This is a genomic window from Sphingobium trunci (assembly GCF_022664535.1).
GTDB lineage: Bacteria > Pseudomonadota > Alphaproteobacteria > Sphingomonadales > Sphingomonadaceae > Sphingobium.
The window spans coordinates 1-23,368 of record NZ_JAKUJY010000033.1 but is presented as its reverse complement, the minus strand read 5'-3'; the positions used below and the strand labels follow the sequence as shown (position 1 = coordinate 23,368).

Genomic DNA, 23,368 nt, shown 5'->3' with positions numbered 1-23,368 from the left:
TGGATTTGAAATACGCTCCCCACCTAGCCGCTATAATCAGGCGTATTTCAAATCCACCACACTGGCGAGCCATTCACCCGCCGACAGGAACAGCATCCCATGACCATCCTCGTGACAGGCGCCGCCGGGTTCATCGGCATGGCCGTGGCCGACCGGCTGCTGTCCGACGGGCGGGCGGTCTTCGGCATCGACAATATGAACGATTATTATCCGGTCTCGCTGAAGCGCGACCGGATCGCCGCGCTGCATGAACGCCATGGCGGCCTCTTCACCTTCGCCGAGCTGGATTTCGCCGACATGGACGCCTTGCAGGCGGCGCTGCACGATCACCCGATCGACGCGATCGTCCATCTGGGCGCGCAGGCGGGCGTGCGCTATTCGCTGGTCAATCCGCATGCCTATGTCCGCTCGAACCTGGCGGGCCATGTCAACATGCTGGAAGTGGCGCGGGACAGGCGGGTGCGCCACCTGGTCTATGCCTCCTCCTCCTCCGTCTATGGCGGCAATGACAGCCTGCCCTTCCGGGTCGAGGACCGCGCCGACCATCCCGTCTCGCTCTACGCCGCGACCAAGAGGGCGGACGAGCTGATGAGCGAGACCTACGCCCATCTCTTCCGCATACCGATGACCGGGCTGCGCTTCTTCACCGTCTATGGTCCCTGGGGCCGCCCCGACATGGCGATGTGGATCTTCACCTCGAAAATCCTCGCGGGCCAGCCGATCCCGGTGTTCAACCATGGCCGCATGCAGCGCGACTTCACCTATATCGACGATATCGTCAGCGGCGTGATCGGCTGTCTCGACCATGCGCCGGAGGATGACGGCGCGCTCAAGGCGGGGGGCAGCCGCTCGCCCCACCGGCTCTACAATATCGGCAACAACCGGCCGGAGGAGCTGATGCACCTCATCTCCGTTCTGGAGGATGCCTGCGGGCGCAAGGCGCAGATCGACTTCCAGCCGATGCAGCCGGGCGATGTCCCCGCGACCTTCGCCGACATCAGCGCCATCGCCCAGGATATCGGCTTCGCCCCCGCCACCGGCATCCAAACCGGCGTTCCGCGCTTCGTCGACTGGTATCGCGCCTATCACGGATAGGCATGGCGCACCGCAAAATCGCGCCAAAACCTTCCTGCGCGCAAAAGGTTCCGCACCGCACCGATCTTCCTCCACGCTTCATCGCTTTTTAATCCATTGTGGCGTTAAAAGCGCTGAAATCATCATTCGCGCTTGCGAAATGGATTGCCATTCCCGAAGGAACAGGCCTATCCATCCTGTCCGGGTGCCGGTTGGTTCCAACTGGTCGGGTCGCGGAACAAGGTAAGGGCGGAACACCGTGGGGCGGTGGGACCGTCGCCATCATCCTTGGCTGGGTAAACCGGCGGCGATGATGGAAAAAAGGGCTTACGCGTGTCGACAGTTACGAAGATTGTGCCATTTGGCTCGGGCGGGCGGATTGCAGAAACCGCGCGCCGTACATTGTCCATCGCGGCCGAAGGGCTGAACGCGCTGGAAGCGCAATTTACCGAACGGGAATTTTCGGCGACCTTCCTGCGGATGGTCGGCGTCATCATGCATGTGCGCGGGCGCCTGATCGTGACCGGCATGGGCAAGAGCGGCATCGTCGCGCGGAAGATGACGGCGACGCTCACCTCGACCGGCACGCCCGCCATCTTCCTGCATCCGGCCGATGCCGGGCATGGCGATCTGGGCATGGTGACGCCGGATGACGTCGTGCTGATGCTCTCCCATTCGGGCGAGTCCAACGAACTCGGGCCCATCATCCAATATTGCAAGCGCTTCGCCATTCCGCTGCTGGGCATGACCGCGCGGGAAAACAGCACGGTCGCCCTGGCGTCGGACATCTGCATCCTGATGCCCAATGTGAAGGAGGCCTGCCCCAATGCGCTGGCCCCCACCACCTCCACGACGATCCAGATGGCGTTCGGCGACGCGCTGGCCATCGCGCTGATGGAAATGCGCGGCTTTTCGGCGGACGATTTCCATAAATTCCATCCCAATGGCCGCCTGGGCGCCCAGCTCCTCAAGGTGCGCGAACTCATGGCCTCGGGGCAGGATGTGCCCCGCGTCGAGGAGGATGCCTCGCTGCTCGACGCGACGATCGAAATGACCCGCGCCCGGCTGGGCGGCACGGCGGTGGTCGACGGCAAGGGCGCGCTGATCGGCGCCTTCACCGACGGCGACCTGCGCCGCACCGTCACCGGCACGCGCCACATGAACGAGCCGGTCGGGCGGCACATGACGGTCGAGCCGCTCTCCATCGGGCCGGAGGAACTGGCCTCCGAAGCGCTCCGGCTGATGCACGACCATAATATCATGCTGCTCTTCGTGTGCGAGAAGGACCGGCTGGTCGGCGCCATCCATATGCATGATCTGCTGCACGCGGGCGTCGCCTGACCACCAGCGGCGCCACCCTCGTCGTCATACCGGCGCGGGCGGGTTCTTCCCGCTTGCCGCGCAAGCCGCTGCGCCTGATCGCCGGGCGGACCCTGCTGCACCGGACCATCGCCATGGCGCGCGTCGCCACGCAGGGGCTCCCGCACGCGCGGCTGCTGGTCGCCACGGACGACGGGGACATTGCCGATCATGCCCGCGCCGCCGGATGCGAGGCGGCGATGACCGACAGCGCCATCGCCACCGGATCGGGCCGCGCGCTCGCCGCCGCCCGGCAAAGCGCCGATGCCCCGCGCTTCGTCGTCAACCTGCAGGGCGACTCCCCCTTCCAGCCCGAAGGCGCGCTGCGCTCGGTGATCGCCGCGCTGGAGGACGGGGCGCAGGTCGCGACGCCGGTCATCGCCCTCGACTGGCCCGCGCTCGATGCGCTGCGCGATCACAAGACGCGCTCGCCCTTCAGCGGCACCACCTGCGCCCGCGCGCCCGACGGCCGCGCCCTCTGGTTCTCGAAGACCATCATCCCGGCCATCCGCAACGAGGACGCGCTGCGCCGCAGCCAGCCCCTGTCCCCGGTCTGGCGCCATGTCGGCCTCTATGGCTACACGTTCGAAGCCCTCAGCCGCTTCGAGGACACGCCGCCCACGGCGCTCGAAAATCTGGAGGGGCTGGAACAGTTGCGCCTGCTCGAACTGGCCATCCCCGTCACCACCGTGCCGGTCAGCCCGCCGCTGTTCGACAGTTCCGGCATCGACACCGAAGCCGACATCGCCCGGGTCGAGGCGCTGATCGCCGTCCATGGCGACCCGACCCCGCCGCTCGCTTCCTGAACCCCGTGCGCCGCCTCTTCATCATCCGCCACGGCAACACGTTCGAAAGCAGCGCGCAGGCCTGCCGGATCGGGGCGGGCACCGACCTTCCGCTGGTCGAAAGCGGCCGCGCCCAGGCCGCCCGGCTGGGCGACTATTTCGCGTCCCTCGCCATGCCCATCCACTGCCTGCACAGCAGCCCGCTGCTCCGCGCGCGGGAAACCGCCGCCGCCATCGCCGCGGCGACCGGCAAACCCCTCGACGGCCCGCTGCCCTGGCTCAACGAAATCGACCATGGCCCCGACGAAGGCCGCCCCGAAGCCGAAGTCCTCGCCCGCATCGGCGAACAGGCCCTGGCCGCCTGGGACGAACAGGCGATCCCGCCCAATGGCTGGCGCGTCGACGCCGAAACCCGGCTGGCTGCATGGAAACGCTGGTTCGCGCGGGAAGGGGAGGGGGCCGAACTGCTGGTCACCAGCAACGGCGCCGCCCGCTTCGCCCTGCTCGCCATGGGGGTGCCGCTCACCTCCCTCAAGCTGCGCACCGGCGCCTTCGGCGAACTGGCGATCGATGCCACCGGCCAACCCCAACTCATCCGCTGGGACCAAAGGCCCGGATGAAGCCGGCGCCGGCCGGACAGGCCGCCCGGCAAATCAATCGTCGCAATATTCCCAGCGGCCCGCATTGCAGGCGGCGACGGCGCGGCGCCAGGCGCGCATCTTGCCCTCATATTCGGCGCGCGCGTCGGCATAGCTGCCGTCATATCCGCCTTGTGCCTGCCGATAGTTCCGCATCTGCCTGTCGTCGCGCTGCCGGACATAGGCGAGCTGCTGCTGGTTCATCCGCCGGATCGCCGCCCGGTCCCGCGCCCGCGCCTCGGCGCTGCGCATGGTGGGGTCGTGCGGATCGTCGGCCAGCGCCGCCACAGGCATCAGCGCAGCGCCCAGAGCCAGCGCGCAACCCAACAGACCAGTCCTCATGGAAAACCCCCTCAACCTCGTGCGCCGATCCATCGCGCACCACAAAGGCATCAGGCAACCGATTTGCGACGAGTTGCGCGCCCCCGCGCCGGGCCGCCGTTCAGTTCTTGCGCTGCGGCACCGTGAAGGTGCCCGACACGCGCCCGCCGCTCCCGCCGGAGACGCCCGCGGCGCCACTCCCGGCCGCCCGCCCGTCGACGGTGGAGCGCCCCGTGGTCAGGTCGATCACCAGCCGCCCGCCGGTCAGCCGGTTCGCCCCCTGCGTCAGCGACACATTGCCCAGCATGGTGATGAGCTTGCTGTTGAGGTCGTATATGGCGACATTGCCCTTCGCCGTCTGGTCCGCCTTGCGCACCACGACATTGCCCGAAGCGTCGATCCGGTCGATCTCCACCCCGTTGGCGCCGGTGCCGCCATTCGGCTGGTTCCGGTAGGCGACGGTCATGCGCGCCGCGTTCAGCGTCATGCCCGCCTGCATCACCTCGACATTGCCGGACACGATCACCCGGTCGGCGCGGTCCTGCACCTCGATCCGGTCGGCGGTGAAGTTCACCGGCGCGTTGCTGTCATGATTTTTCAGCACCTGCGCATCCGCCCCCGCATAGGTGAGGCCGGCAACGCCCAGCGCGCCCAGGGACAGCAGGATAAGGGGCTTTTTCATCACTTCCGCCCTTTGAGGCCATTTTGTTCGATACGCAAGCTCGCTCGGCCATTGAGCGTCACCGTCCGCGCGGTCAGGTCCGCCTCCAGATGGTCGCCGCTGAACGTGCCGATGGGTATCCGCCCGTCGACCCGGCCCGCGCTCTGCATCCGCCGGGATTTGAGGTCCACGCCCACATCCCGCGTGGTCAGCCGGTATCCGCCCTCCGACTGGAACTGCACCGGCCCGTCGATCGCGACCCGCTCGGTATCCATGTCGTAGCGGCCCTTCTGCGCCCGCAGCAGCGCCTGCCCGTCGGACAGCAATATCCGCGCCTGCATGTCGTTGAGGTCGACGATCGGCTCGCGCGAGCTTTTCTGCACGGCGGAACCGGCCCGCAGCGAAAAGGGCTGCCCCTTGCTGTCCTCGCCGCGATAGAGCGCCTCGGTCACGCGCATCCGCTCCTTCGCCACCTCGACCTTGTTCTTGTCGAGCACGAAGCTCACCTTGTCGCCCCCGGTGAAGGGCGCCGTCGCCAGCAGCGCCGCCAGCACGCCGACCCCCACCGGCAACCAGTTCTTGAGCAGCCGGACCAGCCGGTCATGGCTTCCCCCCGGCCGCGCCCAAAGGCGGCGTACATCGCGCTGCTGATCGGCCTGAACGGACATGGGAAAGCCTCCCGCCCCCTACATATGCGCGAAAATGTCGATCTCCGGCCATCCCGCCAGGTCCAGCTCGGCGCGGTGGGGAAGGAAATCGAAACAGGCCTGCGCCAGTTCCATCCGCCCCTCGCGGATCAGCCTCTTGTCCAGCTCGGCCTTCAACGCGTGCAGGTAACGCACATCGGACGCGGCATATTCCTTCTGCGCGTCGGACAGGACCGGCCCGCCCCAGTCGCTCGACTGCTGCACCTTGCTGAGTTCCTGCCCCAGCAGCTCGCGCACCAGTTCCTTCAGCCCATGGCGGTCGGTATAGGTCCGCACCAGCCGCGACGCGATCTTGGTGCAATAGACCGGCGCTGCCACCACGCCCAGATAATGTTTGATCGCGGCGATGTCGAACCGCCCGAAATGATAGAGTTTCAGCCGCTCGGGATCGGCCAGCACGGCGCGCAGGTTGGGCGCGGCATAATCGCTTCCGGGGTTGAAGCGCACCAGATGCTCGTCGCCCTTGCCGTCGCTGATCTGCACCACGCACAGGCGGTCGCGCGGCGTGATCAGCCCCATGGTTTCGGTATCGACGGCGATCGGGCCGGGGGCCAGGACGCCCGCGGGCAGGTCCTCTTCATGAAAATGCACGGTCATGATTCCCCTCTATGGCGAAACCGTCCCAGCCGCAATCACTCGCTGCACGCACGTCCCCGCGCCCGAAAATGCCGTTGAAAGCCCCATATTTACGGCTTTCGGCGCCGATCGGCGTCATCCTGTAAAATCATTCGCTCTGCCCTGAAAAATTGTTATAGTGATTCCCAAACCGCGACGATAGCGGTGGATTCTGCATGTCATTCGCCCGACATGTTTGTCCGGTTCAGTCTGGGGCGAAGCGAAAGTGACCAACAGGGCATGAGTTTTGATAGAGGTCGCCGCGGCGGGCGCGGCAAGGACAAGCGCGACGGTTTCGGCGACGACAGTTTCTATGAGGGTGGCCGCGGCGGTTTTGGCGGTGGTTTCGATCGTGGTGGCTTTGGTGGCGACCGCGGCGGTTTCGGCGGTGGTGACCGCTTCGGCGGCGGCGGCGGCGGTGGTGGCGGCTTCGGCGGCGACCGCGGCGGCTTCGGTGGCGGCGGCGGTGGTCGCGGCGGCTTCGGCGGCGGCGGCGGTGGTTTCGGCGGCGGTGGCCGCGGCATGCCTGCCCAGGTCGTCGGCGAAGGCACCGGCGTCGTCAAATTCTTCAACGGCCAGAAGGGTTTCGGCTTCATCGTCCGTGACGATGGCGGCGAAGACGTGTTCGTGCACATCAGCGCCGTCGAGCAGGCGGGCCTGACCGGCCTGGCCGAAGGCCAGCCGCTCGGCTTCACGCTGGTGGATCGCGGCGGCAAGGTGTCGGCGACCGACCTCAAGATCGAGGGCGAACCGCTCCCCGTCACCGAACGCGCTCCGCGCGAACCCCGTGCGGGCGGCTTCGGCGATCGTCCGGGCGGCGGCGACCGCGGTCCGCAGCGCCAGCTCACCGGCGAACGCGCCAGCGGCACGGTCAAGTTCTTCAACGCGATGAAGGGCTTTGGCTTCATCCAGCGCGACGACGGCCAGCCCGATGCGTTCGTGCACATCAGCGCAGTCGAACGCGCCGGCATGAGCGCGCTCAATGAAGGCGACCGTCTCGACTTCGAACTGGAAGTCGACCGTCGCGGCAAATATGCAGCCGTGAACCTTCAGACGAAGGCCGACTGATAAAAGACCTGCCCGCTTTAGGGAGAGGATAGAAGGGGTCGCCTGCCCGGCGGCCCCTTTTTCGTGGCGGTGCCCTTCGCTCCGGCTTCGCCGGTGACGGACAGCGCCGCCGCGAGGAAATCGAACCCCGTCCCCTTGTGTTCGTCACCCCGGGCCCGACCCGGGGTCCCGCTTCCTTCCATGTGCGGACCGAAGGAAAGCGGGATATCAGGATGGGAACTGCCGTTCCTTCAGGCCGCCTGGGCCGTCACCACAAGACGCCATCTTCCGGCTGCACCGGCGGCGGGGCGGGACGTCCCAGCGCCTGGTTCAGATCGCCTTCGATCATCGTCGTCACGCTGTTCAGCGGCAGGTCGTGGATGCTGTTGGCAAAGGGATCGACCAGATCGTCGCCGATCTGCAGCACGGCCAGATACATGAAACTGGCGACGGCGGACCCGACCGGGGTGGCGATGCCCAGCGTCTCGACCAGCCCGATCGGCAGCAGGACGCAGAACAGCCGGATGAAATATTTGGGAAAGCTGCGATATTGGGCTGGCAGCGGGGTGTTCTTCAACCGCTCCATGCCGCCCTGCGCATTCGCCATGTCGACCAGCACGCGCTCCATCTGGCTCTGCTGGATGGTGTCGATCCATCCCTGCCGCACGGCATGGCCGATCCGCCGGGCCGACCCGTCCAGCAATCCGTTGGCCGGATTGCGCCGCTCCAGTTCAGGCACGTCCCCGCCCAGCACCCGCTGCATGTCGGGCGCCGGGTCCTGCCGCCGCAACTGGCAGCGCAGGGCGTGGACATAGGCGATCTGCCGTTCGATCAGTTCCGCCTTCAGCGCGGCCGCCCGGTCGGGCAGATAGGCCAGCACGACGCGGGCATAGCTGCGCGACGCATTGACCATCGCGCCCCACAATATGCGACCCTCCCACCAGCGCTGATAGGCGGAATTGACCCGGAAGCCCAATATCAGCGCCAATGCGGTGCCGAAGATCGTCAGCGGCAGCGCGGGTGCCGGAAAAGGGGAGATGAAATAGAAGATCGTGACGGCCAGATCCCACAGGAACAGGGCGATCAGGGCACTCCACGCCTTCTGGAAACTCTTGCGGATACGCGGAGACTGTCCGACGATCATGGGGGATTATCCCGCTCCTTTCGCGCCACTCAGGGATTTTCGTCATCCAGCTTCAGCCAGGCGTGGCGCAGCGCCAGCCCGCCCATGATTCCCACGATCTTCAGCGAGATCGCATAAAGGGGCGGCGTGGAATCCATCAGCGCCAGCACCAGGCATAGCGCGCACAGCAGCATGGCGGCATAGACCGGCAGCGCTTCGATATCGTTCCACGCAATGGGCGGGTCCGCCTTGGTGCGGGCGCCGAGCAGCATCTTCATCGTCAACTCCATCCCTCCGTCTTGAGCAAAGAGGAAGGGAAAATGATGCGTCGCAAAAGCTCCGGTCAACGCCGTTACGACCACGCAAGGCAGGCTTGCATCTCCCGCAAACCCCGCAAGAATACGTTACATTCCGGTGCATTTCCGGCGACATGGCAATCAAAAGACAAAGACGTGCAACAGGCTTCCTATTGCGCTGCAACATCATCCTCCTAGCTTGATGGCCATGTCCGACCGATTGTCCGAGATCACCTCCTTCGTGAAGATCGCCGAATCCGGCACCCTGTCGGAGGCGGCCCGCCGCCTGGGCCTGTCGCTGGCCGCGACCAGCCGCCGCCTGTCCCAACTGGAAGCACGGCTGGGCGTCGTGCTGGTCCGGCGCAACAGCCGGCACCTGACGCTGACCGACGAAGGCCTGCTCTTCTACGAGCGTGCCGGGCGCGCCCTGTCCGACATCGATGCGATGGAAAGCGACGTCATGCGCCGGGCGACCGAGGCGGCGGGGCATTTGCGGGTCGTGACGGCGATGAATATCGGCCGGACCCGGCTGGCGCCGCTGTTCCGCCAATATGGGATGCTCCATCCCGATGTGACGATCCATCTCGAAACGGCGGAACAGGCGGGCAATATCGTCGAAACCGGCCATGACATCGCCATCGTCTTCGATCCGCCGCCCGACTCCGCGCTGAAGATGAAGCGGCTGACGAGCAATCCGCGCCTGTTATGCGCCTCGCCATCCTATCTGCAGCGCCGCGGCAGGCCCCGTTCGGTCGCCGATCTGGGCAGCCACGACAATGTCGTGGTCGGCCATGCCCAGCAGCATATGTGGCGCGGCGTCACGGGGGAAGGGGCGGGGCCGCGCGTCACCCTCAGCACCAATGACGGCGAACTGGGGCGCGCCTGGATATTGGATGGGGCGGGCATCGCGATCAAGTCGCTGTGGGAGGTTGCCGACGATCTTGCCAGCGGGCGGCTCCAGCGCGTGCTGCCCGCCGTCCGCCTGCCCCCTTCCGCGATCGCGGCCCTTTACCTGCCCGCGCAGGGGGAAACCGCCAAGGTCAGGTCCTGCCTCGACTTTCTGGCGCGCCATCTGCGGACACCGGACCCGGCCGATCCGGACCAGCGGGAACGTCACCCGCCGCCGATCCCGTCGGCCGGGGCTTCGGTGCTTCCGGCCGATCAGACCCGCCGGAACGGAAACGGCGCCACCGTCCGCTCATAGCCATGCAGGTCCAGCGCCCGCGTCACCGGCGGCAGGGCGCGGTCGGGGCAGGCGCGGCGCTCGCACAGGTGGCAGGTCGGGCCGGTCTCCGTCGCTGGCCCCTTTTCCAGGTCGATCCCGTCGGCATGGACGATGCGCGGCCCATGTTTCGCCTCGCACCCCAGCGCGATCACGGACCGCCCCCGCGCCCCGCCCTCCTGCGGCAGGCCGATGGTGAAGCTCAGGAAACGCCGCCCCTCCATCGTCTCCAGCAGTTGCGCCCGCACCATATCCGGCGCCTGCGCCCCATGCGCGTCCCAGCGCGGACAGGTGCCGCCCAGCCGCGCGAAGGGCCATGCCTCGCCGTCGAAGCGCTTGGATAGCTGTCCCGCCCGGTCCAGCTTCGCCATGAAGAAGGGCACGCCCCGCGCCCCCGTCCGCCCCAGCGTGGTCAGCCGGTGGGCAAGCTGCTCCATCGACACGCCGAAGCGGGTTCGCAGCAGCGGCAGGTCATGGCGGCTCTGCTCCGCCGCCCTGGTGAAACGGTCATAGGGCATGATGAGTGCGGCGGCGGCATAGTTGGTGAGCGCGATTCCGGCGAGGCGGCGGCTGTCCTCGTCCGGCGGCGCCGCCCGCGCCACCTGGGCGGCGATCCCGTCGGCCATCTCCTGCGAGCAGAGATGATAGGCCAGCGCGAACAGCCGCCCCGAAGATGCCAGCCGCTCGCTCAGGAGCAGCCGCCGCCGGTGCATGTCATAATGGCGCAGCGTCCCGGCCAGCACTTCCTCGCGCACGATCTGCACGGCCATGCCATGCCGTTCCTTCAGCCGCGCCCGGATGCCCGCCTGCATCGCCCCCGGATCGTCGCCGAGTTCCGCCGACAGCGTCTCGGCCGCCCCGTCCAGTTCGGCGAAATGATTGCCCGCCCGCGCGATCGTCTCGCGCAGCCAGTCGATCGGCGCGTGCAGCGGCGCCACGCTTCCCGGCCCGGCCGCGACCTGCTCGGGCAGGCGGCGCAGGTCGGTGAGCGCCCGGTAGAAGCGCCCGATCGCCTCGCTCACCCCCGGATAATTTTCTGCGACCTCCAGCACCTCGTCCCGCGCGATGCCGATGTCGCGCACCAGCGCATCGGACAGGATTTCGCCAAGCGCGCTCGCCGCGCCCTCCTGCGTGCTGGCGACGAAATCGCGAATGTCGATGTCATAGGTGTTGGCGAGGCGCAGCAGCATCTGCGCCGTCAGCGGCCGCTGGTTGCGCTCCAGATGGTTGAGGTAGCTGGGCGACACCCCCAGTTCCTCCGCCATCCGCGTCTGGTTCAGCCCCAGTTCCCGCCGCAACACCCGCAGCTTGGGGCCAAGATAGAGCTTCCGGTCATCCGCCATAATGTCATTATGTCAAAAGATGACAGTATGAACAAGTCACCCAATGACACGCCCTCACTAATCGCCCTTTGTTCTCCGGAGCCTTCATGGTTTTAGGAGGCATCCGGTCACCACGACCGTCAGCGACAAGAGAAGGAAATGACAATGGACATCACGGAAATGCCCCAGCCCACCCGCTCCCGCGCGGTTTTCAGCCAGGAGGATTTCGGCCTGATCCGCACCGCCATCGCCCATTATCTGCGCGAAGTTCAGGACAAGCCCGAATCGGTCAAATATGCTAATCTCTACCATCGCCTGGGACGGGTGAGCTGACCATCCGATAAAGGTTCAGGAGAGGAGGAGGGCGCGGCCTCTACCAGCCGCGCCCTCACCTGTTTTTCAGAAGAATTGCGTCAGCCCGTAAAAGGCCGCCCCGATCGCGGCGGCGGCGGGCAGCGTCACGACCCAGGCGACCACGATGCTGGACGCGACATTCCATCGCACCGCCGAAAGCCGCCGCGACGCACCCACCCCGACGATCGCGCCGGTGATGGTATGGGTCGTCGACACCGGCACGCCCAGGTGGGTGAACAGAAACAGCGTCAGAGCACCGCCCGTTTCCGCGCAGAAGCCCTGCGCCGGGGTCAGCCGGGTGATCTTCGACCCCATGGTGTGCACGATCTTCCATCCGCCCAGCAGCGTGCCCAGACCCATCGCTGCCTGACAGCATATGACCACCCAGAAGGGCACGTGAAAGCCGCCCTCCAGCATCCCCTGCGAATAGAGCAGCACGGCGATGATCCCCATCGTCTTCTGCGCGTCATTGCCGCCATGGCCCAGCGAATAGAGTGACGCCGACACCATCTGCAACTTGCGGAATACGCTGTCCGCGCCCTGCGGGGTAAAGCGGCGGAAGATCCAGCTGATGATCAGCACCAGCAGCAGCGCCAGCACCAGGCCGATCGCCGGCGACAGCACGATGGCGGCGCTGGTCTTGAACACCCCGCTCCACACCACGGCGGACAGCCCCGCCTTGGCCGTGCCCGCCCCCAGCAGGCCGCCGATCAGCGCATGGCTGCTGGAGGAGGGAATGCCCAGGCCCCAGGTGATGAGGTTCCAGGCGATCGCCCCCATCAACGCCCCGAAAATCACCTGAGCGTCGATGATGCTGGCGTCGACGATCCCCTTGCCCACCGTCTCGGCCACATGCAGGCCGAAGAAGAGGAAAGCGATGAAGTTGAAGAATGCTGCCCAGGCCACCGCATATTGCGGCTTCAAGACCCGCGTCGACACGATGGTCGCGATCGAGTTGGCGGCATCATGCAGCCCGTTCAGAAAATCGAACAGCAAAGCGATGCCGATCAGGCCGATCAGCAGCGGAAAGGCGATATGGGCTTCCATGTTTCTGCTCTGGCGCGATCAGGCGTGGTCGATGACCAGGCCGGAAATCTCGTTGGCGACATCCTCGAACCGGTCGGTCACCTTTTCCAGATGGCTGTAGATTTCGTTGCCGACGACGAAGTCCATCGGATTGCCCTGCCGCGCCTGGGCGTAAAGCGCCTTCAGGCCCGCCTCGTGCAGGATGTCGGCATGACCCTCCAGCTTGACCAGCCGCTCGGTCAGGTCGTGCAGCCGCACCGAATTGAGGTTGAGCGAACGCAGCAGCGGCATCGCCTCCGCCGTGATGCGGGCGCATTCGACGATCAGCGCGCTCATATCCTGCATCTGGGAAGGAAATTCCTTCACCTCGAACAGGGCGATGGCCTTCGCCGTCTGGTTCATCTGGTCGATGGCATCGTCCATCACGCCGATCAGCCCGGTGATGGCGCTGCGGTCGAAGGGGGTGACGAAGATGCGGCGGACATCCTGCAGCACCTCCCGTATGATATCGTCCGCCTCATGTTCGCGGTCGGAAATCTCCTTGATGTGGAGATCGATGTCCGGCCCGCCCTTCAGCAGCTTGGCGAGTGCATCGGCGCCGGCGACCAGGGTCGCGGCATGATCCTCGAACTGCTCGAAAAAGCGGCCCTGTTTGGGCATCAGCGCGTGAAACCAGCGCAGCATTCCAGTCCTTTCGGTTTGCCATTCCCTGATCCGCAGCAACGTCCGCACGAACAGGCCCGGATCCCTGGGCGGCTCGCGAAAGGCTGCGATGATGGATTGTAGATCGGGTTCGTCGACGGCCTTTGCAGCTTCGGCCACGGGAAACCAACGCAGTTCCCGCTGCCCTTGTTCGGGCCATTGCGGCAACTGGCCCGTCACTGCAAGCGGGAAAACCTCGACCGTCGCCTCACGTATGTCGCCGTTGCGCCTTTTCTTGTCGTAGCGGTAGCGGCCGATCGGCGCGGGACAGGCAATGCCGTGAATGCCCGCTTCCTCATAGGCTTCCAGTTCGGCGGCGCGATGGCCGGCCAGTCCCTTGATCCGATTGCCCTTGGGAATCACCCAGCGTTTCGTCTCCCGCGAGGTGATGAGCAGGATACGCATCGATCCATCGGGATCGGTCGCATAGGGAAGGGCGGCGATCTGACGCATCAGCCGCCCTTATACGCTCCACGGCGTTCATGATCGATGAATGACTGCCCCCAATCCATCCGCGCCTTGTAACGAAATTGTCATATTGCGCAATCGGGGGAGCAACCGGCGGATCAGATCGACAGGCGCGCGGTCAGTCTGATGTCCCGTCCGGCCAGCGGTGCGTAATCCTTGAGGAAGCTGGCGGCGCGCCGGGCTTCGGCATCGAAGATATTGTTGGCCGACAGGGTGATGGTCGTCCGGTCATTGCCCTTGAACGGCTTGACCGACAGCGAGGCGTTGACGAGCGTGAAGCCGCTGGTCGGCGTTTCCGTGTCGGAAATGCGATTCTGCGCGAAGCTGTGTTCGATCTCGCCGCGCAGGCTCATGCGGTCGCCCTGCAATTCCAGACCGCCCAGCAGGCGCAGCGGAGGAATGCGCGGCGCCGGACCCGATCCGACGATGGTGGCGCGGACATAGTCGGCAAGGCCATCCAGATTGACCTTGTAGCCCGCGACCCGTCCCAGCGTCAGTGATCCCTCGGCCTCGAAGCCCAGATAGCGGGCATCAGCCTGAAGATTCTGGTAGCAGGGGAAATCGAGCGGCTGCCCGCCATGGGCTGCCATGCAGACGCTGTCATCGGTCAGTGAATCGTAGATATAGCCATTGAACCAGTTGTGATAGGCGGAGAGGGACATGCTGTAACCCTCGCCCTGACCCCGCAGCGTGCCTTCAATCCCCCAGCTTTTTTCCAAGCCGAAGGCGGGATTGCCGAGCTCGAAGGCCTGCGTGCCCGCATGGTTGCCGCGCGCGAACAGTTCTTCGGCCGACGGAGCGCGTTCGGTGCGCGACAGGTTCAGCCCTACCCGCCAGCCGGAGGTGATTTCCTGACTGATGCCCAGCGATCCGGACAGGGCATTGAAAGTGCGATGATAAGCCGGGTTGAGCAGCATCTCGTCGGCATCCGCGCTGACCTTGCTCTGTTCGTAGCGGCCGCCCAGTTCGACCCGCGTCGATCCGAAATCGAGCGATTGCAGGGTGAAGAAGCCCAGTTGCTCCGTCCGGTTGCGCGGCAGGAATTTCTCTTCGCCATCGACATGGAAGTCGCGGGCGAAGAATTGGGCGCCAATCGCGCCATCCCATCCGCCGCGCCTGGCCTGCACCAGTTCCAGCCGGGATTCGATGGACTGATTGTAGAAGGTCGTACCGACCGCGCCGTCCTCTGCAATCTCCTGATGCTGATAGTCGGCAAAGCCCGCGCGCAGGCGGATGGACTCGAGGAAGCCGCCATTGACCGGCAGTTCGGCGCGCAGGTCGGCGCGGTCCTGTTTCATGTGCAGCCGCACCTTCTCCGCCCCGCGATCGGGGTCGAGCGAATAGCGCACCGGCACGCCGTAGAAATTATCGGTATGTGCGACGGAAAAGCCCAGATTGCCGCCATCGGTGATGAGCGCCGCGCCGCCAGCGACTTCCCAGGTCCGCGCCGCGCTGTTGGGCAGCTTGCCACGAAGGTCGGCCAGGCTCCGGATGTCCGGATCGCTGCTTGCCGCCGCCTGCGCGCGCAGCGCTGGCGTCAAAATAGGACTGCCCGTGTCGAGATTGCCGCTCCTGGAATAGCTGCCGTCGAAATGCACGACGAACTTGTCGCCGATCGGAGCCTCGATCTCGCCCGATCCGGTGCGCTCGTTGGCGGCACTGCCATAGGTGGCGATGCCGTCGATATGGATGGGTTCGTCGGGCACGCGGCGCGGGATGCGGCTGTCGATCACATTGACCACGCCGCCAATCGCCGAGGAACCATAGAGGAGCGCAGCGGGGCCGCGCAGCACCTCGATCCGGTCGGCGGTCAGCGGGTTGATCGCGACCGCATGATCGACCGAGGTGTTGGACACGTCGAAGCTGCCGATGCCATCGGTCAGGATGCGCACGCGCTCGCCCTGGAAGCCGCGCAGCACCGGGCGGGAGGCATTGGGACCGAAGGATGTGGCCGATACGCCCGGCTGACGGGCCAGCGTATCGCCGATCGTCGGGCGCAGATTGCGCGTAAGGGCTTCGCCGGACACGACCGAGGTGCCGGAGAGGATATCGCCCTGCCGCCGGGGAATGATGGCGGTGACGACGATGTCTGCTCGTTGCTGGTCATGATAGGATTGAGGCGCGGTATCGGCCGTGCTCTCTTGCGCGATCGCCGGGAAGGAAAGGCAGAGTGCGGACATGGCGCAACCGGCACGCAGCAGCGTGGAATGGGACATTCGGCTCGGTATCCTTGAGCAGGCGGGGAGAGATGATCTGCCCCTATCCGAAATGATATAGTGTATCAACGCCTAATGTCCCGGTCTGGCCGAACGGACCGAAAAGATGGGCAGTTCGCCGTAACATCCCTTATAGAAACAGAAATTCCGCCAGAGCGTCGGCCGCGGCCTTGCCCTTGGGATGGACGGCCTGGCGTATTTCGATGGCAGGCAGCGGGCGTTCCAGAGCGATCCGTCTGATCCCGCTCATGCGTCCCAGGTCGCGGGCCAGCGGGCCGAAGGCGGCAAAACAGCCAGCGCCCTCCCGCAATATGGTCATGATGTCGAACAGATTGTCGGTTTCCAGCACCGGCGCGCCCAACGGGACGCCGCCACGCATCAGGGCTTCATCGATGATCCGCCTCAGGCCGTTATGCGGCTCCATGGCCAATGTCGGCGTCAGTGCCAGTTGCGCGAACGATACGCTGTCCTGCTGCGCCAGCGGATGACCGGTTCCCGCGTAAAGGTTGATCTGCTCCGACCAGCCATAGCGGCTGTGCAGGCCGTCCACCTCTCCCAGCGCATAGAAATAGGCGATATCGGCCTTGCCCTGACGCAGCGCCAGGGCGGCTTCGTCGGCCAGGTGGATGGTCAGGTCGAGCGTGATGGCGACATCCTCGTTTGCCGCTTCAAAGGCGGTGAGCGCATCCTGAAAATGACCGAAAACGGGGGCAGGCGCGGCGAGGATGATGGTTTCGCGTGAAGAGGCCGGTGTCGGTGGGGGTGATGGGGAAGGCTGCTCGGCAACCGGAGCCTCGGCCTCATCGACCCGCCAGCTTTCAGGCTCGTCCTGCGACAGCAGCGTCATGGCCTGCGCGGTCTTGCGCCCGGCGGGGGTCAGCCGGGCATCGCCGGTCAGATTTTCGAACAGGCGATAGCCAAGCCGCAGTTCCAGCGAAGCGAGATCGCGCGCCACCTCCTCCGCGTCCATGTCCAGGTCGCGGGCGCAGCGGACGACGCTTCCGGACGCCACCATCTGCGCGAATATATCCAACTGGCGCAAGGAGGGGGTGGTCATGACCCCTGATAGTGCAAATGGAGTCCGGGGTTAAGGCAGATATTAGCTTAACGCCGCTTTGCCATATTGACGAACCCCGCTCTATGATGGCAGGGCGCGTTTCCTGACGGGCGGGTATAGCTCAATGGTAGAGCACTAGCCTTCCAAGCTTGTGATGCGGGTTCGATCCCCGCTACCCGCTCCAGTCGGACGCCCCGTTCATCACCGCTGTTTGCAGGCATTTCATGGGCGACATCATCAATTTCCGGCAAGCACGCAAAACCAAGGCGCGGATCGACAAGTCGCGCCAGGCGGAGGCCAACCGCGTGAAGTTCGGCCGGACAAAGGCGGAGCGGCTGGAACAGTCGCTTGAAGAAGAGCGCAAGAAGCGCTTGCTGGATGGCGCGCGCCGGGATGATCGTGACTAGATAAGCGAGTAATCCTCGGATCCCTATATTCCAGTGCCAAGCATAGATATAGGCAGAGAAAGATGAACGGCCGTTAATATCGTCCATTTGTCGTTCATTTCGTCGTTCACCAGCCTCGGCTGATCCAAAATGCTGCACTTGCGTAGAGAACGATGGCCGCCTGCGCGGGTTTATGCTCTGCTATGACTGGACATATTCGCATTGTTCGCCCGGCCGGGACCGCGATTGCCGCTGTTCTGGCTTTTACGGCCACCCCGCTGCTCGCGCAGACCGTGGTGGTTCCACCCGCGCCTGTCGCGCCGGCCGCTGAACAAGCTGCACCGCCGGCTTCGCAGCCCGCGTCCACTCCCGCATTCGAGCCGTCGCAACCCGTCGTGCAGCAAACGCCTTCGGTGGAGGAACGGCTGAATGCAGCGATCGCGGCATCGCAGGCGGAAGCCGCCAGCCAACCCGTGAAGCGGGCGCCGAAGGCCGCGGCTGCGCGGACAGCTCCCAAGACGATTGCCCGAACCGCTGCGCCAGAGGCTGTGGCGCCCAAACCGGAACCGGTCCGTGCACCACAACCCGCGCCGCGTGAGATAGCGCCGGGTCAGGCGGCGGCCCCGATCACTGCCGCGCCCACTCCGGCGGTGTCCGACGATAGCGTCGCGCAGCCAGCGCCCGCCGAATCGCCGGCGGTTCGCCCAACCGATCCCTCTCTGATCTGGGCTGTCGGCGGCGGAGCGCTGCTGATGCTGGGGCTGGGTGGCGCTGCGCTGATGCGCCGTCGTCGGCACGGGCAGGACGATGAACTGGATGAACTAGCCGCGGAGGAAGCCGTTTATGCCGCGCCCGTCGATATGGCACCCGAGCCGGTGACAACTGCCGCGCCGCAGCCTGTGTTCGCGGCAACGCCCGCCGCCGCCCGTAGCGCTGAGAGCCTGCTGGAGGCGATGGTTGCGCAGCCGCCGAGCCCGGAAAATCCGTTCCGCACCTATGCCAAGCGCATGACGCGGGCCAAATTCCTGCTCGCCCAGCAGCAACGGGCAGCCGCGCCGCAAGCGGCACTTTCCCCGGAAGCGTCGCCTGCCGCCCCCCGCCCGACCCCGCAGCCGACGCAGACCGTCTATCGCTTCGGCTCCGATCGCGGCCGGAAGACCATGTTCAACCCGCGCACCAGCTAGGGCCGATCGACGCCAATGGCGAAGGGGACGCAGCCATTGCCGCTTGCGTCCCCTTTTTCATGCGCTCAATCTTCGGCGACCCGGTTGCACTTGCGCGTCCGGCCTGATACCGGCCCGCCGGTAATTTCTCGGCCCTTGACGGCCCGCTCTACAGAAAGTCGCTGAACCCATGTCCGACAAGATCAACCGCATCGTCCTCGCCTTTTCCGGCGGTCTCGACACCAGCGTGATCCTGAAATGGCTGCAACAGACCTATCAGTGCGAAGTGGTGACCTTCACCGCCGATCTGGGGCAGGGGGAGGAACTGGAGCCCGCCCGCGCCAAGGCCCGCCTGATGGGCGTCAAGGAAGAGCATATCTTCATCGACGACCTGCGGGAGGAGTTCGTCAAGGACTATGTCTTCCCGATGATGCGCTCCAACGCGCTCTATGAGGGACTGTATCTGCTTGGTACCTCGATCGCCCGTCCGCTGATCGCCAAGCGCCAGATCGAGATCGCGAAAATGGTCGGCGCCGACGCGGTGTCGCACGGCGCGACCGGCAAGGGCAACGACCAGGTCCGCTTCGAGCTCGGCTATTATGGCCTGGCGCCCGACATTAAGGTGATCGCGCCGTGGCGCGAATGGGATCTGACGAGCCGCACGAAGCTGATCGAATTCGCCGAAAAGCACCAGATCCCGATCCCCCGCGACAAGCGCGGCGAAAGCCCCTTCTCGACCGACGCGAACATGCTGCACACGAGCTCCGAGGGCAAGGTGCTGGAAGATCCGTGGGAGGAAACCCCGGACTATGTCTATTCGCGCACCGTGAACCCGGAGGATGCGCCCGACGCGCCCGAATATATCACCATTGATTTCGAGCGCGGCGATGGCATCGCGATCAACGGCGTGGGCATGTCGCCCGCGACCCTGCTCGAAACGCTCAACGAATATGGCCGCAAGCATGGCATCGGCCGCCTCGATCTGGTCGAGAACCGTTTCGTCGGCATGAAGTCGCGCGGCATGTATGAAACGCCGGGCGGCACCATCTATCATCTCGCCCATCGCGGCATCGAGCAGTTGACGCTCGACCGCGGCGCCGCGCATCTCAAGGACGAACTGGCGCCCAAATATGCCGAGCTGATCTATAACGGCTTCTGGTTCTCGCCCGAGCGCGAGATGCTCCAGGCCGCGATCGACCATAGCCAGGAAAAGGTGACCGGCACTGTCCGCCTGAAGCTCTACAAGGGCGGCGTCCATGTCGTCGGCCGCAAGTCGCCCAACAGCCTCTACAGCGAGAAGGTCGTGACCTTCGAGGATGATGCGGGCGCCTACGACCAGCGCGACGCTGCGGGCTTCATCAAGCTCAACGCGCTTCGCCTCCGTCTGTTGGGACGGCGCGACCGCTGACGATCCCGGTCCGTCGCCCGATACAAATTGCGACATTTTATCGGGTGACGTGACAAAATTGGGGGACAAAATTTTCCGATAAGCGGCTTGAAGGACGGCGGAGTGCCGTTCGTGACAGACGCTTTGAAGGGAAATCCATGATCCGCAAATTCATGACCACCGTGGCGCTGGGATCGCTGTTCGTCGGCGGGCTCGCTGCCTCGCATCTCGCTTTCGCGCAGGATGATGGCGGTCCCGGCCCCCATGGTCCGCGTGGCGGCATGCTGATGATGGCTGACGCCAATCATGACGGGGTCGTCACCAAGGCGGAATTCACCGCCGCGCTGGAGGCCCGCTTCGCCAGGCTCGATGCCAACCATGACGGCAAGCTGACCAGCGAAGACCGGGAGATCCTGCGCCAGCAGCGGCTCGACGAACGTTTTGCCGCCATGGATACCAACAAGGACGGCCAGATCAGCAAGGCCGAATTCGTCGCCGCGCATCAGGGCCGTGACGGAGGGCATGACGGCATGGACAGGCCGGGTGGTCCGGAGCGCCCGGGCTGGGGCCATCGGGGGCCGGGCCATGGCATGATGCGTGGCGGCCCGGATGGCGATGCCGCTAAGGACGGCACCATCACCAAGGCCGAATTCATGGCCGGCCCGCTCGCCATGTTCGACAAGGCCGACACCAATCACGACGGCAAGGTGACGGCCGATGAAATGAAGGCCGCACGTGAAGCCTTCCGCGATGGCTGGAAGGACCGCAAGGGCCCGCCGCCCCCGCCGCCCGCCAACTGAGCTGCCAGTTGCGGTCGGGGGGGCTGGCCTCTCCCCCTTCCGGTCCCTTTCCCGACCGCACCGGGGAAGGGCGAAGTTGCCCCCCTATATCTTCGCCCTTCCCCCACGGCTCTTCCAACCGGCGCGAAGCCATGACAAGAACCGGACCATGAGCGAACGACCCCATCTGCTGCTCGTCGACGACGAGCGTTCGATCCGCGAGCCGCTGGCGCAATATCTTTCGCGCAACGGCTTCCGCGTGACCGCCGTCGAGAGCGCGGCGGAGGCGCGCCTGCGCCTGAACGCCAACGCCATCGATCTGGTCGTGCTGGACATCATGATGCGGGGCGAGGACGGTCTGTCGCTGTGCCGCCATATCCGCGAGACCAGCGAAATTCCCGTCATCTTGCTCACCGCCAGATCGGAAGAGACCGACCGGATCGTCGGGCTGGAAATGGGCGCGGACGATTATGTGCTCAAACCCTTTTCGCCCCGCGAACTGGTCGCCCGGATCAAGGTGATCTTTCGCCGGGTCGCGACCGGGGGCCAGCGGGTGACGGCGCCCGATGGCGCGACCTATGCCTTTGCCGGCTGGCTGCTCAAGACTCAGGAGCGTACGCTGGTTGATGGCGAAGGCGTGTCGCTGCCCCTTTCCACCGCCGAATATAATCTGATGCTGGCTTTCGCGACGCGGCCCAACCAGGTTTTGAGCCGCGACCAGTTGCTGGACATCACCCAGGGACGCGAGGCCAACGCCTTCGACCGCGCGATCGACAACCAGATCAGCCGCCTGCGCAAGAAGATCGAGCCTGATCCCAAGAGCCCGACGCTGATCAAGACGGTCTGGGGCGGCGGCTATACGCTGGCGGCGGACGTGCGCAAGCTGTGAAGCGGCTTCGCCTCTGGCCGCAGGGTCTGGTCGCCCAGATCATCATCCTCGTCGCCATCGCGCTGTTCGTGGCGCAGGCGATCAACTTCGCCCTGCTGCTGCGGGAACGCAACCGGATCGAGCTGACTACGCAGACGGCGCCGGCGGTCTACCGGATCGTCGACGCGCTCGACAATCGTGACCGTCACGATGCCGCCGACATCGACCGCCGGAACCGCGTGCGCTTCCTGGCGGCGCCCCCGGCATTGGCGGGGAAAGCGCGGCCGGACATCGAAAAACGCGGCAGGGCCATGTTCGAGGATGTCGGGCTGTCCGTCCGTTCGTTGCGCGTGGTCGAGGATCTTCGGTCGCCGCCGCCCCGCCGCTGGGACAATTTCCGGATGCGGGCCAATCGCGAACCCGATCATGGGCATATGGGGCGTCTGATCATGGCCGCCGAATATGCGCCCGGCAAATGGGCCGTGACCCAGACGCGAATCGGTGGGCTGCCGCAACGCTTCGGCGGTTGGCTGGTGGGGCAGACGCTGATCCTCTATGCCATCGTCCTGTTGCCGCTGCTGTGGGTGGGGCGCAGGCTGGCGCGGCCGTTGCTGCAATTGACCCGCTCGGCCCAGCAATTCGCCCGCACGGGTTCGGCCGACCCGGTCGAGGAGCGCGGCCCCGGCGATGTGCGGCAACTGACCACCGCCTTCAACGCCATGCGCAGTCGTATCTACGCCATGCTCAATGAAAAGGACCGGATGCTGGGCGCGATCGGCCATGATCTGCGCACCCCGCTGGCATCCTTGCGGGTGCGCACGGAGTCCGTGGAGGACGAAGTCGAGCGCGCGCGCATGTCCGAAACCATCGATGAGATGAACCGGATGCTGGAAGACATATTGTCGCTCGCGCGGGCGGGGCGCAGCAGCGAAGAACAGCAGAAGGTCGATCTTTCGGCGCTGACCGACGCCGTGGTCGAGGATTTTCTGGAGCTGGGATCGCCGGTCGAGCTGGCCGACAGCGAGAGGGCGGTGGCCACCGTACGCCCGCAGCAGATTCGCCGGGCGCTGCGCAACCTCATCGAAAACGCGATCGTCTATGGCGAGCGCGCCCATGTGTCGGTGGAGCGGGGGCAGGGCGTCATTCGCCTGATCGTCGCCGATGACGGCCCCGGCATCGCCGAGGACCGGATGGAGGAGATGATGGAGCCCTTCACCCGCCTGGAAGGTTCCCGCAATCGCGAGACGGGCGGGGCCGGGCTGGGCCTGGCGCTGGTCCGGGCGATCATGGCCGAACATGGCGGCGCCCTGAAGCTCGCGAACCGTCCGCAGGGCGGGCTGGAGGCCAGTCTGGTCCTTCCGGCATGAAGCAGCGGTCTATCCCGTTTGCGGTCACCATCGTCCCTGCCGCCCTGTAGGATTTGGGTGACACAAGTGACACGATAGAGGCATGGGAAACCGTCATTTCCGGTCTGGTATCGAACAGATTATATCGAATTTTCAAAGAGCCGGGCGAATCCTAGCGCAGAGGAGTGATTGTAGGACAGGAAAAAGTGGGTTGGCGCGTTTCGACCATCAGCCGTTACCCCGGACCTGATCCGGGGGTCCCGCTTCTTCGTTCGCCGCCCATCAGAGAGAAAGCGGGATGCCGGGTCAAGCCCGGCATGACGAAGGGGGTTCTGGCTTAAAACGACCAAACTGGGGCATTCAGCACTGTAGCTTGCAACGCTGATAGCTGTCGCTGGCCAAAAGGCATACGATGAGCACGGATGTCGGAGGTAGCAAAGTGTTTA

Annotated in this window: 24 protein-coding genes and 1 tRNA gene; 14 read left to right on the top strand and 11 right to left on the bottom strand. The window is 65.4% G+C overall.

Annotated elements, in window-relative coordinates:
• The first annotated feature begins 99 nt into the window (after window positions 1-99).
• The 4 genes from MJ601_RS19715 (at window position 100) to MJ601_RS19700 (ending at window position 3,838) form a co-directional block, all read left to right on the top strand.
• Window positions 100-1,095, top strand: a complete 996-nt coding sequence (locus MJ601_RS19715) for an NAD-dependent epimerase/dehydratase family protein (RefSeq protein ID WP_242129707.1) — start codon at window positions 100-102, stop codon at window positions 1,093-1,095.
• 312 nt (window positions 1,096-1,407) lie between these two features.
• Window positions 1,408-2,415, top strand: coding sequence for a KpsF/GutQ family sugar-phosphate isomerase (locus MJ601_RS19710; RefSeq protein ID WP_242129696.1), 1,008 nt, complete (start codon window positions 1,408-1,410; stop codon window positions 2,413-2,415).
• Window positions 2,412-3,239, top strand: coding sequence for a 3-deoxy-manno-octulosonate cytidylyltransferase (gene kdsB, locus MJ601_RS19705; protein WP_281061371.1), 828 nt, complete (start codon window positions 2,412-2,414; stop codon window positions 3,237-3,239). Before MJ601_RS19710 ends, kdsB begins: the two co-directional genes overlap by 4 nt.
• Window positions 3,240-3,244: 5 nt before the next feature.
• A complete protein-coding gene (locus MJ601_RS19700; RefSeq protein WP_242129692.1) occupies window positions 3,245-3,838 on the top strand; it encodes a histidine phosphatase family protein in 594 nt (197 codons plus the stop codon).
• Window positions 3,839-3,871: 33 nt separating this feature from the next.
• On the opposite strand, the gene MJ601_RS19695 is transcribed toward MJ601_RS19700, so the two are convergent.
• From MJ601_RS19695 to MJ601_RS19680, 4 genes are all read right to left on the bottom strand, one after another.
• A complete protein-coding gene (locus MJ601_RS19695) occupies window positions 3,872-4,198 on the bottom strand; it encodes a hypothetical protein (RefSeq protein ID WP_242129690.1) in 327 nt (108 codons plus the stop codon).
• 100 nt (window positions 4,199-4,298) lie between these two features.
• The gene (locus MJ601_RS19690; RefSeq protein WP_242129688.1) at window positions 4,299-4,859 is read right to left on the bottom strand and encodes an LptA/OstA family protein; all 561 of its coding nucleotides are present in this window, start codon (window positions 4,857-4,859) and stop codon (window positions 4,299-4,301) included.
• Window positions 4,859-5,506 carry an LPS export ABC transporter periplasmic protein LptC gene (locus MJ601_RS19685; RefSeq protein WP_242129686.1) on the bottom strand — a complete coding sequence of 216 codons (648 nt, stop codon included), beginning with the start codon at window positions 5,504-5,506 and terminating at the stop codon, window positions 4,859-4,861. Before MJ601_RS19685 ends, MJ601_RS19690 begins: the two co-directional genes overlap by 1 nt.
• A gap of 18 nt (window positions 5,507-5,524) precedes the next feature.
• Window positions 5,525-6,142, bottom strand: a complete 618-nt coding sequence (locus tag MJ601_RS19680; RefSeq protein WP_242129684.1) for a ribonuclease D — start codon at window positions 6,140-6,142, stop codon at window positions 5,525-5,527.
• A 258-nt stretch (window positions 6,143-6,400) separates the two neighbouring features.
• Here MJ601_RS19680 and MJ601_RS21985 point away from each other — a divergent pair, with 258 nt between their 5' ends.
• Window positions 6,401-7,228 (top strand): cold-shock protein, encoded by an 828-nt coding sequence (locus tag MJ601_RS21985; RefSeq protein WP_281061370.1) that lies wholly within the window; start codon window positions 6,401-6,403, stop codon window positions 7,226-7,228.
• Window positions 7,229-7,475: 247 nt separating this feature from the next.
• Here the strand turns inward: MJ601_RS21985 and MJ601_RS19665 are convergent, their stop codons facing one another.
• Window positions 7,476-8,351 (bottom strand): bestrophin family protein, encoded by an 876-nt coding sequence (locus MJ601_RS19665; RefSeq protein WP_242129683.1) that lies wholly within the window; start codon window positions 8,349-8,351, stop codon window positions 7,476-7,478.
• A 29-nt stretch (window positions 8,352-8,380) separates the two neighbouring features.
• On the bottom strand, window positions 8,381-8,608 hold the full coding sequence (locus MJ601_RS19660) for a hypothetical protein (RefSeq protein WP_242129681.1): 228 nt from the start codon (window positions 8,606-8,608) through the stop codon (window positions 8,381-8,383).
• A 226-nt stretch (window positions 8,609-8,834) separates the two neighbouring features.
• On the opposite strand from MJ601_RS19660, the gene MJ601_RS19655 reads away from it, so the two are divergent.
• Entirely contained in the window at window positions 8,835-9,830 is a 996-nt protein-coding gene (locus MJ601_RS19655; RefSeq protein ID WP_242129678.1) for a LysR family transcriptional regulator, read from the top strand.
• Here MJ601_RS19655 and MJ601_RS19650 read toward each other — a convergent pair.
• Window positions 9,788-11,191: a helix-turn-helix domain-containing protein gene (locus tag MJ601_RS19650; protein WP_242129676.1), complete on the bottom strand. Its 1,404-nt coding sequence runs from the start codon at window positions 11,189-11,191 to the stop codon at window positions 9,788-9,790. The two genes, MJ601_RS19655 and MJ601_RS19650, sit on opposite strands and share 43 nt — an antisense overlap.
• Before the next feature lie 138 nt (window positions 11,192-11,329).
• On the opposite strand from MJ601_RS19650, the gene MJ601_RS19645 reads away from it, so the two are divergent.
• Window positions 11,330-11,503, top strand: a complete 174-nt coding sequence (locus MJ601_RS19645; RefSeq protein ID WP_242129667.1) for a hypothetical protein — start codon at window positions 11,330-11,332, stop codon at window positions 11,501-11,503.
• A gap of 66 nt (window positions 11,504-11,569) precedes the next feature.
• Here MJ601_RS19645 and MJ601_RS19640 read toward each other — a convergent pair whose 3' ends face one another.
• From MJ601_RS19640 to MJ601_RS19625, 4 genes are all read right to left on the bottom strand, one after another.
• Entirely contained in the window at window positions 11,570-12,571 is a 1,002-nt protein-coding gene (locus MJ601_RS19640) for an inorganic phosphate transporter (protein WP_242129665.1), read from the bottom strand.
• 18 nt (window positions 12,572-12,589) lie between these two features.
• Window positions 12,590-13,705, bottom strand: a complete 1,116-nt coding sequence (locus MJ601_RS19635; protein WP_242129663.1) for a DUF47 family protein — start codon at window positions 13,703-13,705, stop codon at window positions 12,590-12,592.
• 113 nt (window positions 13,706-13,818) lie between these two features.
• Window positions 13,819-15,936: a TonB-dependent receptor gene (locus MJ601_RS19630; RefSeq protein ID WP_242129654.1), complete on the bottom strand. Its 2,118-nt coding sequence runs from the start codon at window positions 15,934-15,936 to the stop codon at window positions 13,819-13,821.
• 130 nt (window positions 15,937-16,066) lie between these two features.
• Window positions 16,067-16,993, bottom strand: a complete 927-nt coding sequence (locus tag MJ601_RS19625) for a LysR family transcriptional regulator (RefSeq protein ID WP_242129631.1) — start codon at window positions 16,991-16,993, stop codon at window positions 16,067-16,069.
• Between the two features lie 110 nt (window positions 16,994-17,103).
• Between MJ601_RS19625 and MJ601_RS19620 the strand changes: the two genes are divergently transcribed.
• The 7 genes from MJ601_RS19620 to MJ601_RS19590 all read left to right on the top strand — a co-directional run bounded on the left by MJ601_RS19620 (window position 17,104) and on the right by MJ601_RS19590 (window position 22,943).
• Window positions 17,104-17,177: transfer RNA gene (locus tag MJ601_RS19620), tRNA-Gly, on the top strand.
• A 40-nt stretch (window positions 17,178-17,217) separates the two neighbouring features.
• Window positions 17,218-17,400, top strand: coding sequence for a DUF4169 family protein (locus MJ601_RS19615; protein WP_242129629.1), 183 nt, complete (start codon window positions 17,218-17,220; stop codon window positions 17,398-17,400).
• A 182-nt stretch (window positions 17,401-17,582) separates the two neighbouring features.
• Window positions 17,583-18,563, top strand: a complete 981-nt coding sequence (locus tag MJ601_RS19610) for a hypothetical protein (RefSeq protein WP_242129627.1) — start codon at window positions 17,583-17,585, stop codon at window positions 18,561-18,563.
• A gap of 169 nt (window positions 18,564-18,732) precedes the next feature.
• The gene (locus tag MJ601_RS19605; RefSeq protein ID WP_242129625.1) at window positions 18,733-19,950 is read left to right on the top strand and encodes an argininosuccinate synthase; all 1,218 of its coding nucleotides are present in this window, start codon (window positions 18,733-18,735) and stop codon (window positions 19,948-19,950) included.
• 137 nt (window positions 19,951-20,087) lie between these two features.
• The gene (locus tag MJ601_RS19600; RefSeq protein WP_242129623.1) at window positions 20,088-20,729 is read left to right on the top strand and encodes an EF-hand domain-containing protein; all 642 of its coding nucleotides are present in this window, start codon (window positions 20,088-20,090) and stop codon (window positions 20,727-20,729) included.
• 148 nt (window positions 20,730-20,877) lie between these two features.
• Complete coding sequence (locus tag MJ601_RS19595; RefSeq protein WP_242129621.1) at window positions 20,878-21,597, top strand: response regulator; 720 nt, start codon at window positions 20,878-20,880, stop codon at window positions 21,595-21,597.
• Window positions 21,594-22,943 (top strand): ATP-binding protein, encoded by a 1,350-nt coding sequence (locus MJ601_RS19590; protein WP_242129613.1) that lies wholly within the window; start codon window positions 21,594-21,596, stop codon window positions 22,941-22,943. The genes MJ601_RS19595 and MJ601_RS19590 overlap by 4 nt, the downstream gene beginning before the upstream one ends.
• The last annotated feature ends 425 nt before the right edge of the window (window positions 22,944-23,368 follow it).

Bases quoted from the DNA above. Each gene is read 5' to 3' on its own strand.
- MJ601_RS19715 (WP_242129707.1), top strand. From the start codon at position 100: ATGACCATCCTCGTGACAGGCGCCGCCGGGTTCATCGGCATGGCCGTG.
- MJ601_RS19695 (WP_242129690.1), bottom strand. From the start codon at position 4,198: ATGAGGACTGGTCTGTTGGGTTGCGCGCTGGCTCTGGGCGCTGCGCTG.
- MJ601_RS19690 (WP_242129688.1), bottom strand. From the start codon at position 4,859: ATGAAAAAGCCCCTTATCCTGCTGTCCCTGGGCGCGCTGGGCGTTGCC.
- MJ601_RS19685 (WP_242129686.1), bottom strand. From the start codon at position 5,506: ATGTCCGTTCAGGCCGATCAGCAGCGCGATGTACGCCGCCTTTGGGCG.
- MJ601_RS19680 (WP_242129684.1), bottom strand. From the start codon at position 6,142: ATGACCGTGCATTTTCATGAAGAGGACCTGCCCGCGGGCGTCCTGGCC.
- MJ601_RS21985 (WP_281061370.1), top strand. From the start codon at position 6,401: ATGAGTTTTGATAGAGGTCGCCGCGGCGGGCGCGGCAAGGACAAGCGC.
- MJ601_RS19665 (WP_242129683.1), bottom strand. From the start codon at position 8,351: ATGATCGTCGGACAGTCTCCGCGTATCCGCAAGAGTTTCCAGAAGGCG.
- MJ601_RS19660 (WP_242129681.1), bottom strand. From the start codon at position 8,608: ATGAAGATGCTGCTCGGCGCCCGCACCAAGGCGGACCCGCCCATTGCG.
- MJ601_RS19655 (WP_242129678.1), top strand. From the start codon at position 8,835: ATGTCCGACCGATTGTCCGAGATCACCTCCTTCGTGAAGATCGCCGAA.
- MJ601_RS19650 (WP_242129676.1), bottom strand. From the start codon at position 11,191: ATGGCGGATGACCGGAAGCTCTATCTTGGCCCCAAGCTGCGGGTGTTG.
- MJ601_RS19645 (WP_242129667.1), top strand. From the start codon at position 11,330: ATGACAATGGACATCACGGAAATGCCCCAGCCCACCCGCTCCCGCGCG.
- MJ601_RS19640 (WP_242129665.1), bottom strand. From the start codon at position 12,571: ATGGAAGCCCATATCGCCTTTCCGCTGCTGATCGGCCTGATCGGCATC.
- MJ601_RS19635 (WP_242129663.1), bottom strand. From the start codon at position 13,705: ATGCGTCAGATCGCCGCCCTTCCCTATGCGACCGATCCCGATGGATCG.
- MJ601_RS19630 (WP_242129654.1), bottom strand. From the start codon at position 15,936: ATGTCCCATTCCACGCTGCTGCGTGCCGGTTGCGCCATGTCCGCACTC.
- MJ601_RS19625 (WP_242129631.1), bottom strand. From the start codon at position 16,993: ATGACCACCCCCTCCTTGCGCCAGTTGGATATATTCGCGCAGATGGTG.
- MJ601_RS19615 (WP_242129629.1), top strand. From the start codon at position 17,218: ATGGGCGACATCATCAATTTCCGGCAAGCACGCAAAACCAAGGCGCGG.
- MJ601_RS19610 (WP_242129627.1), top strand. From the start codon at position 17,583: ATGACTGGACATATTCGCATTGTTCGCCCGGCCGGGACCGCGATTGCC.
- MJ601_RS19605 (WP_242129625.1), top strand. From the start codon at position 18,733: ATGTCCGACAAGATCAACCGCATCGTCCTCGCCTTTTCCGGCGGTCTC.
- MJ601_RS19600 (WP_242129623.1), top strand. From the start codon at position 20,088: ATGATCCGCAAATTCATGACCACCGTGGCGCTGGGATCGCTGTTCGTC.
- MJ601_RS19595 (WP_242129621.1), top strand. From the start codon at position 20,878: ATGAGCGAACGACCCCATCTGCTGCTCGTCGACGACGAGCGTTCGATC.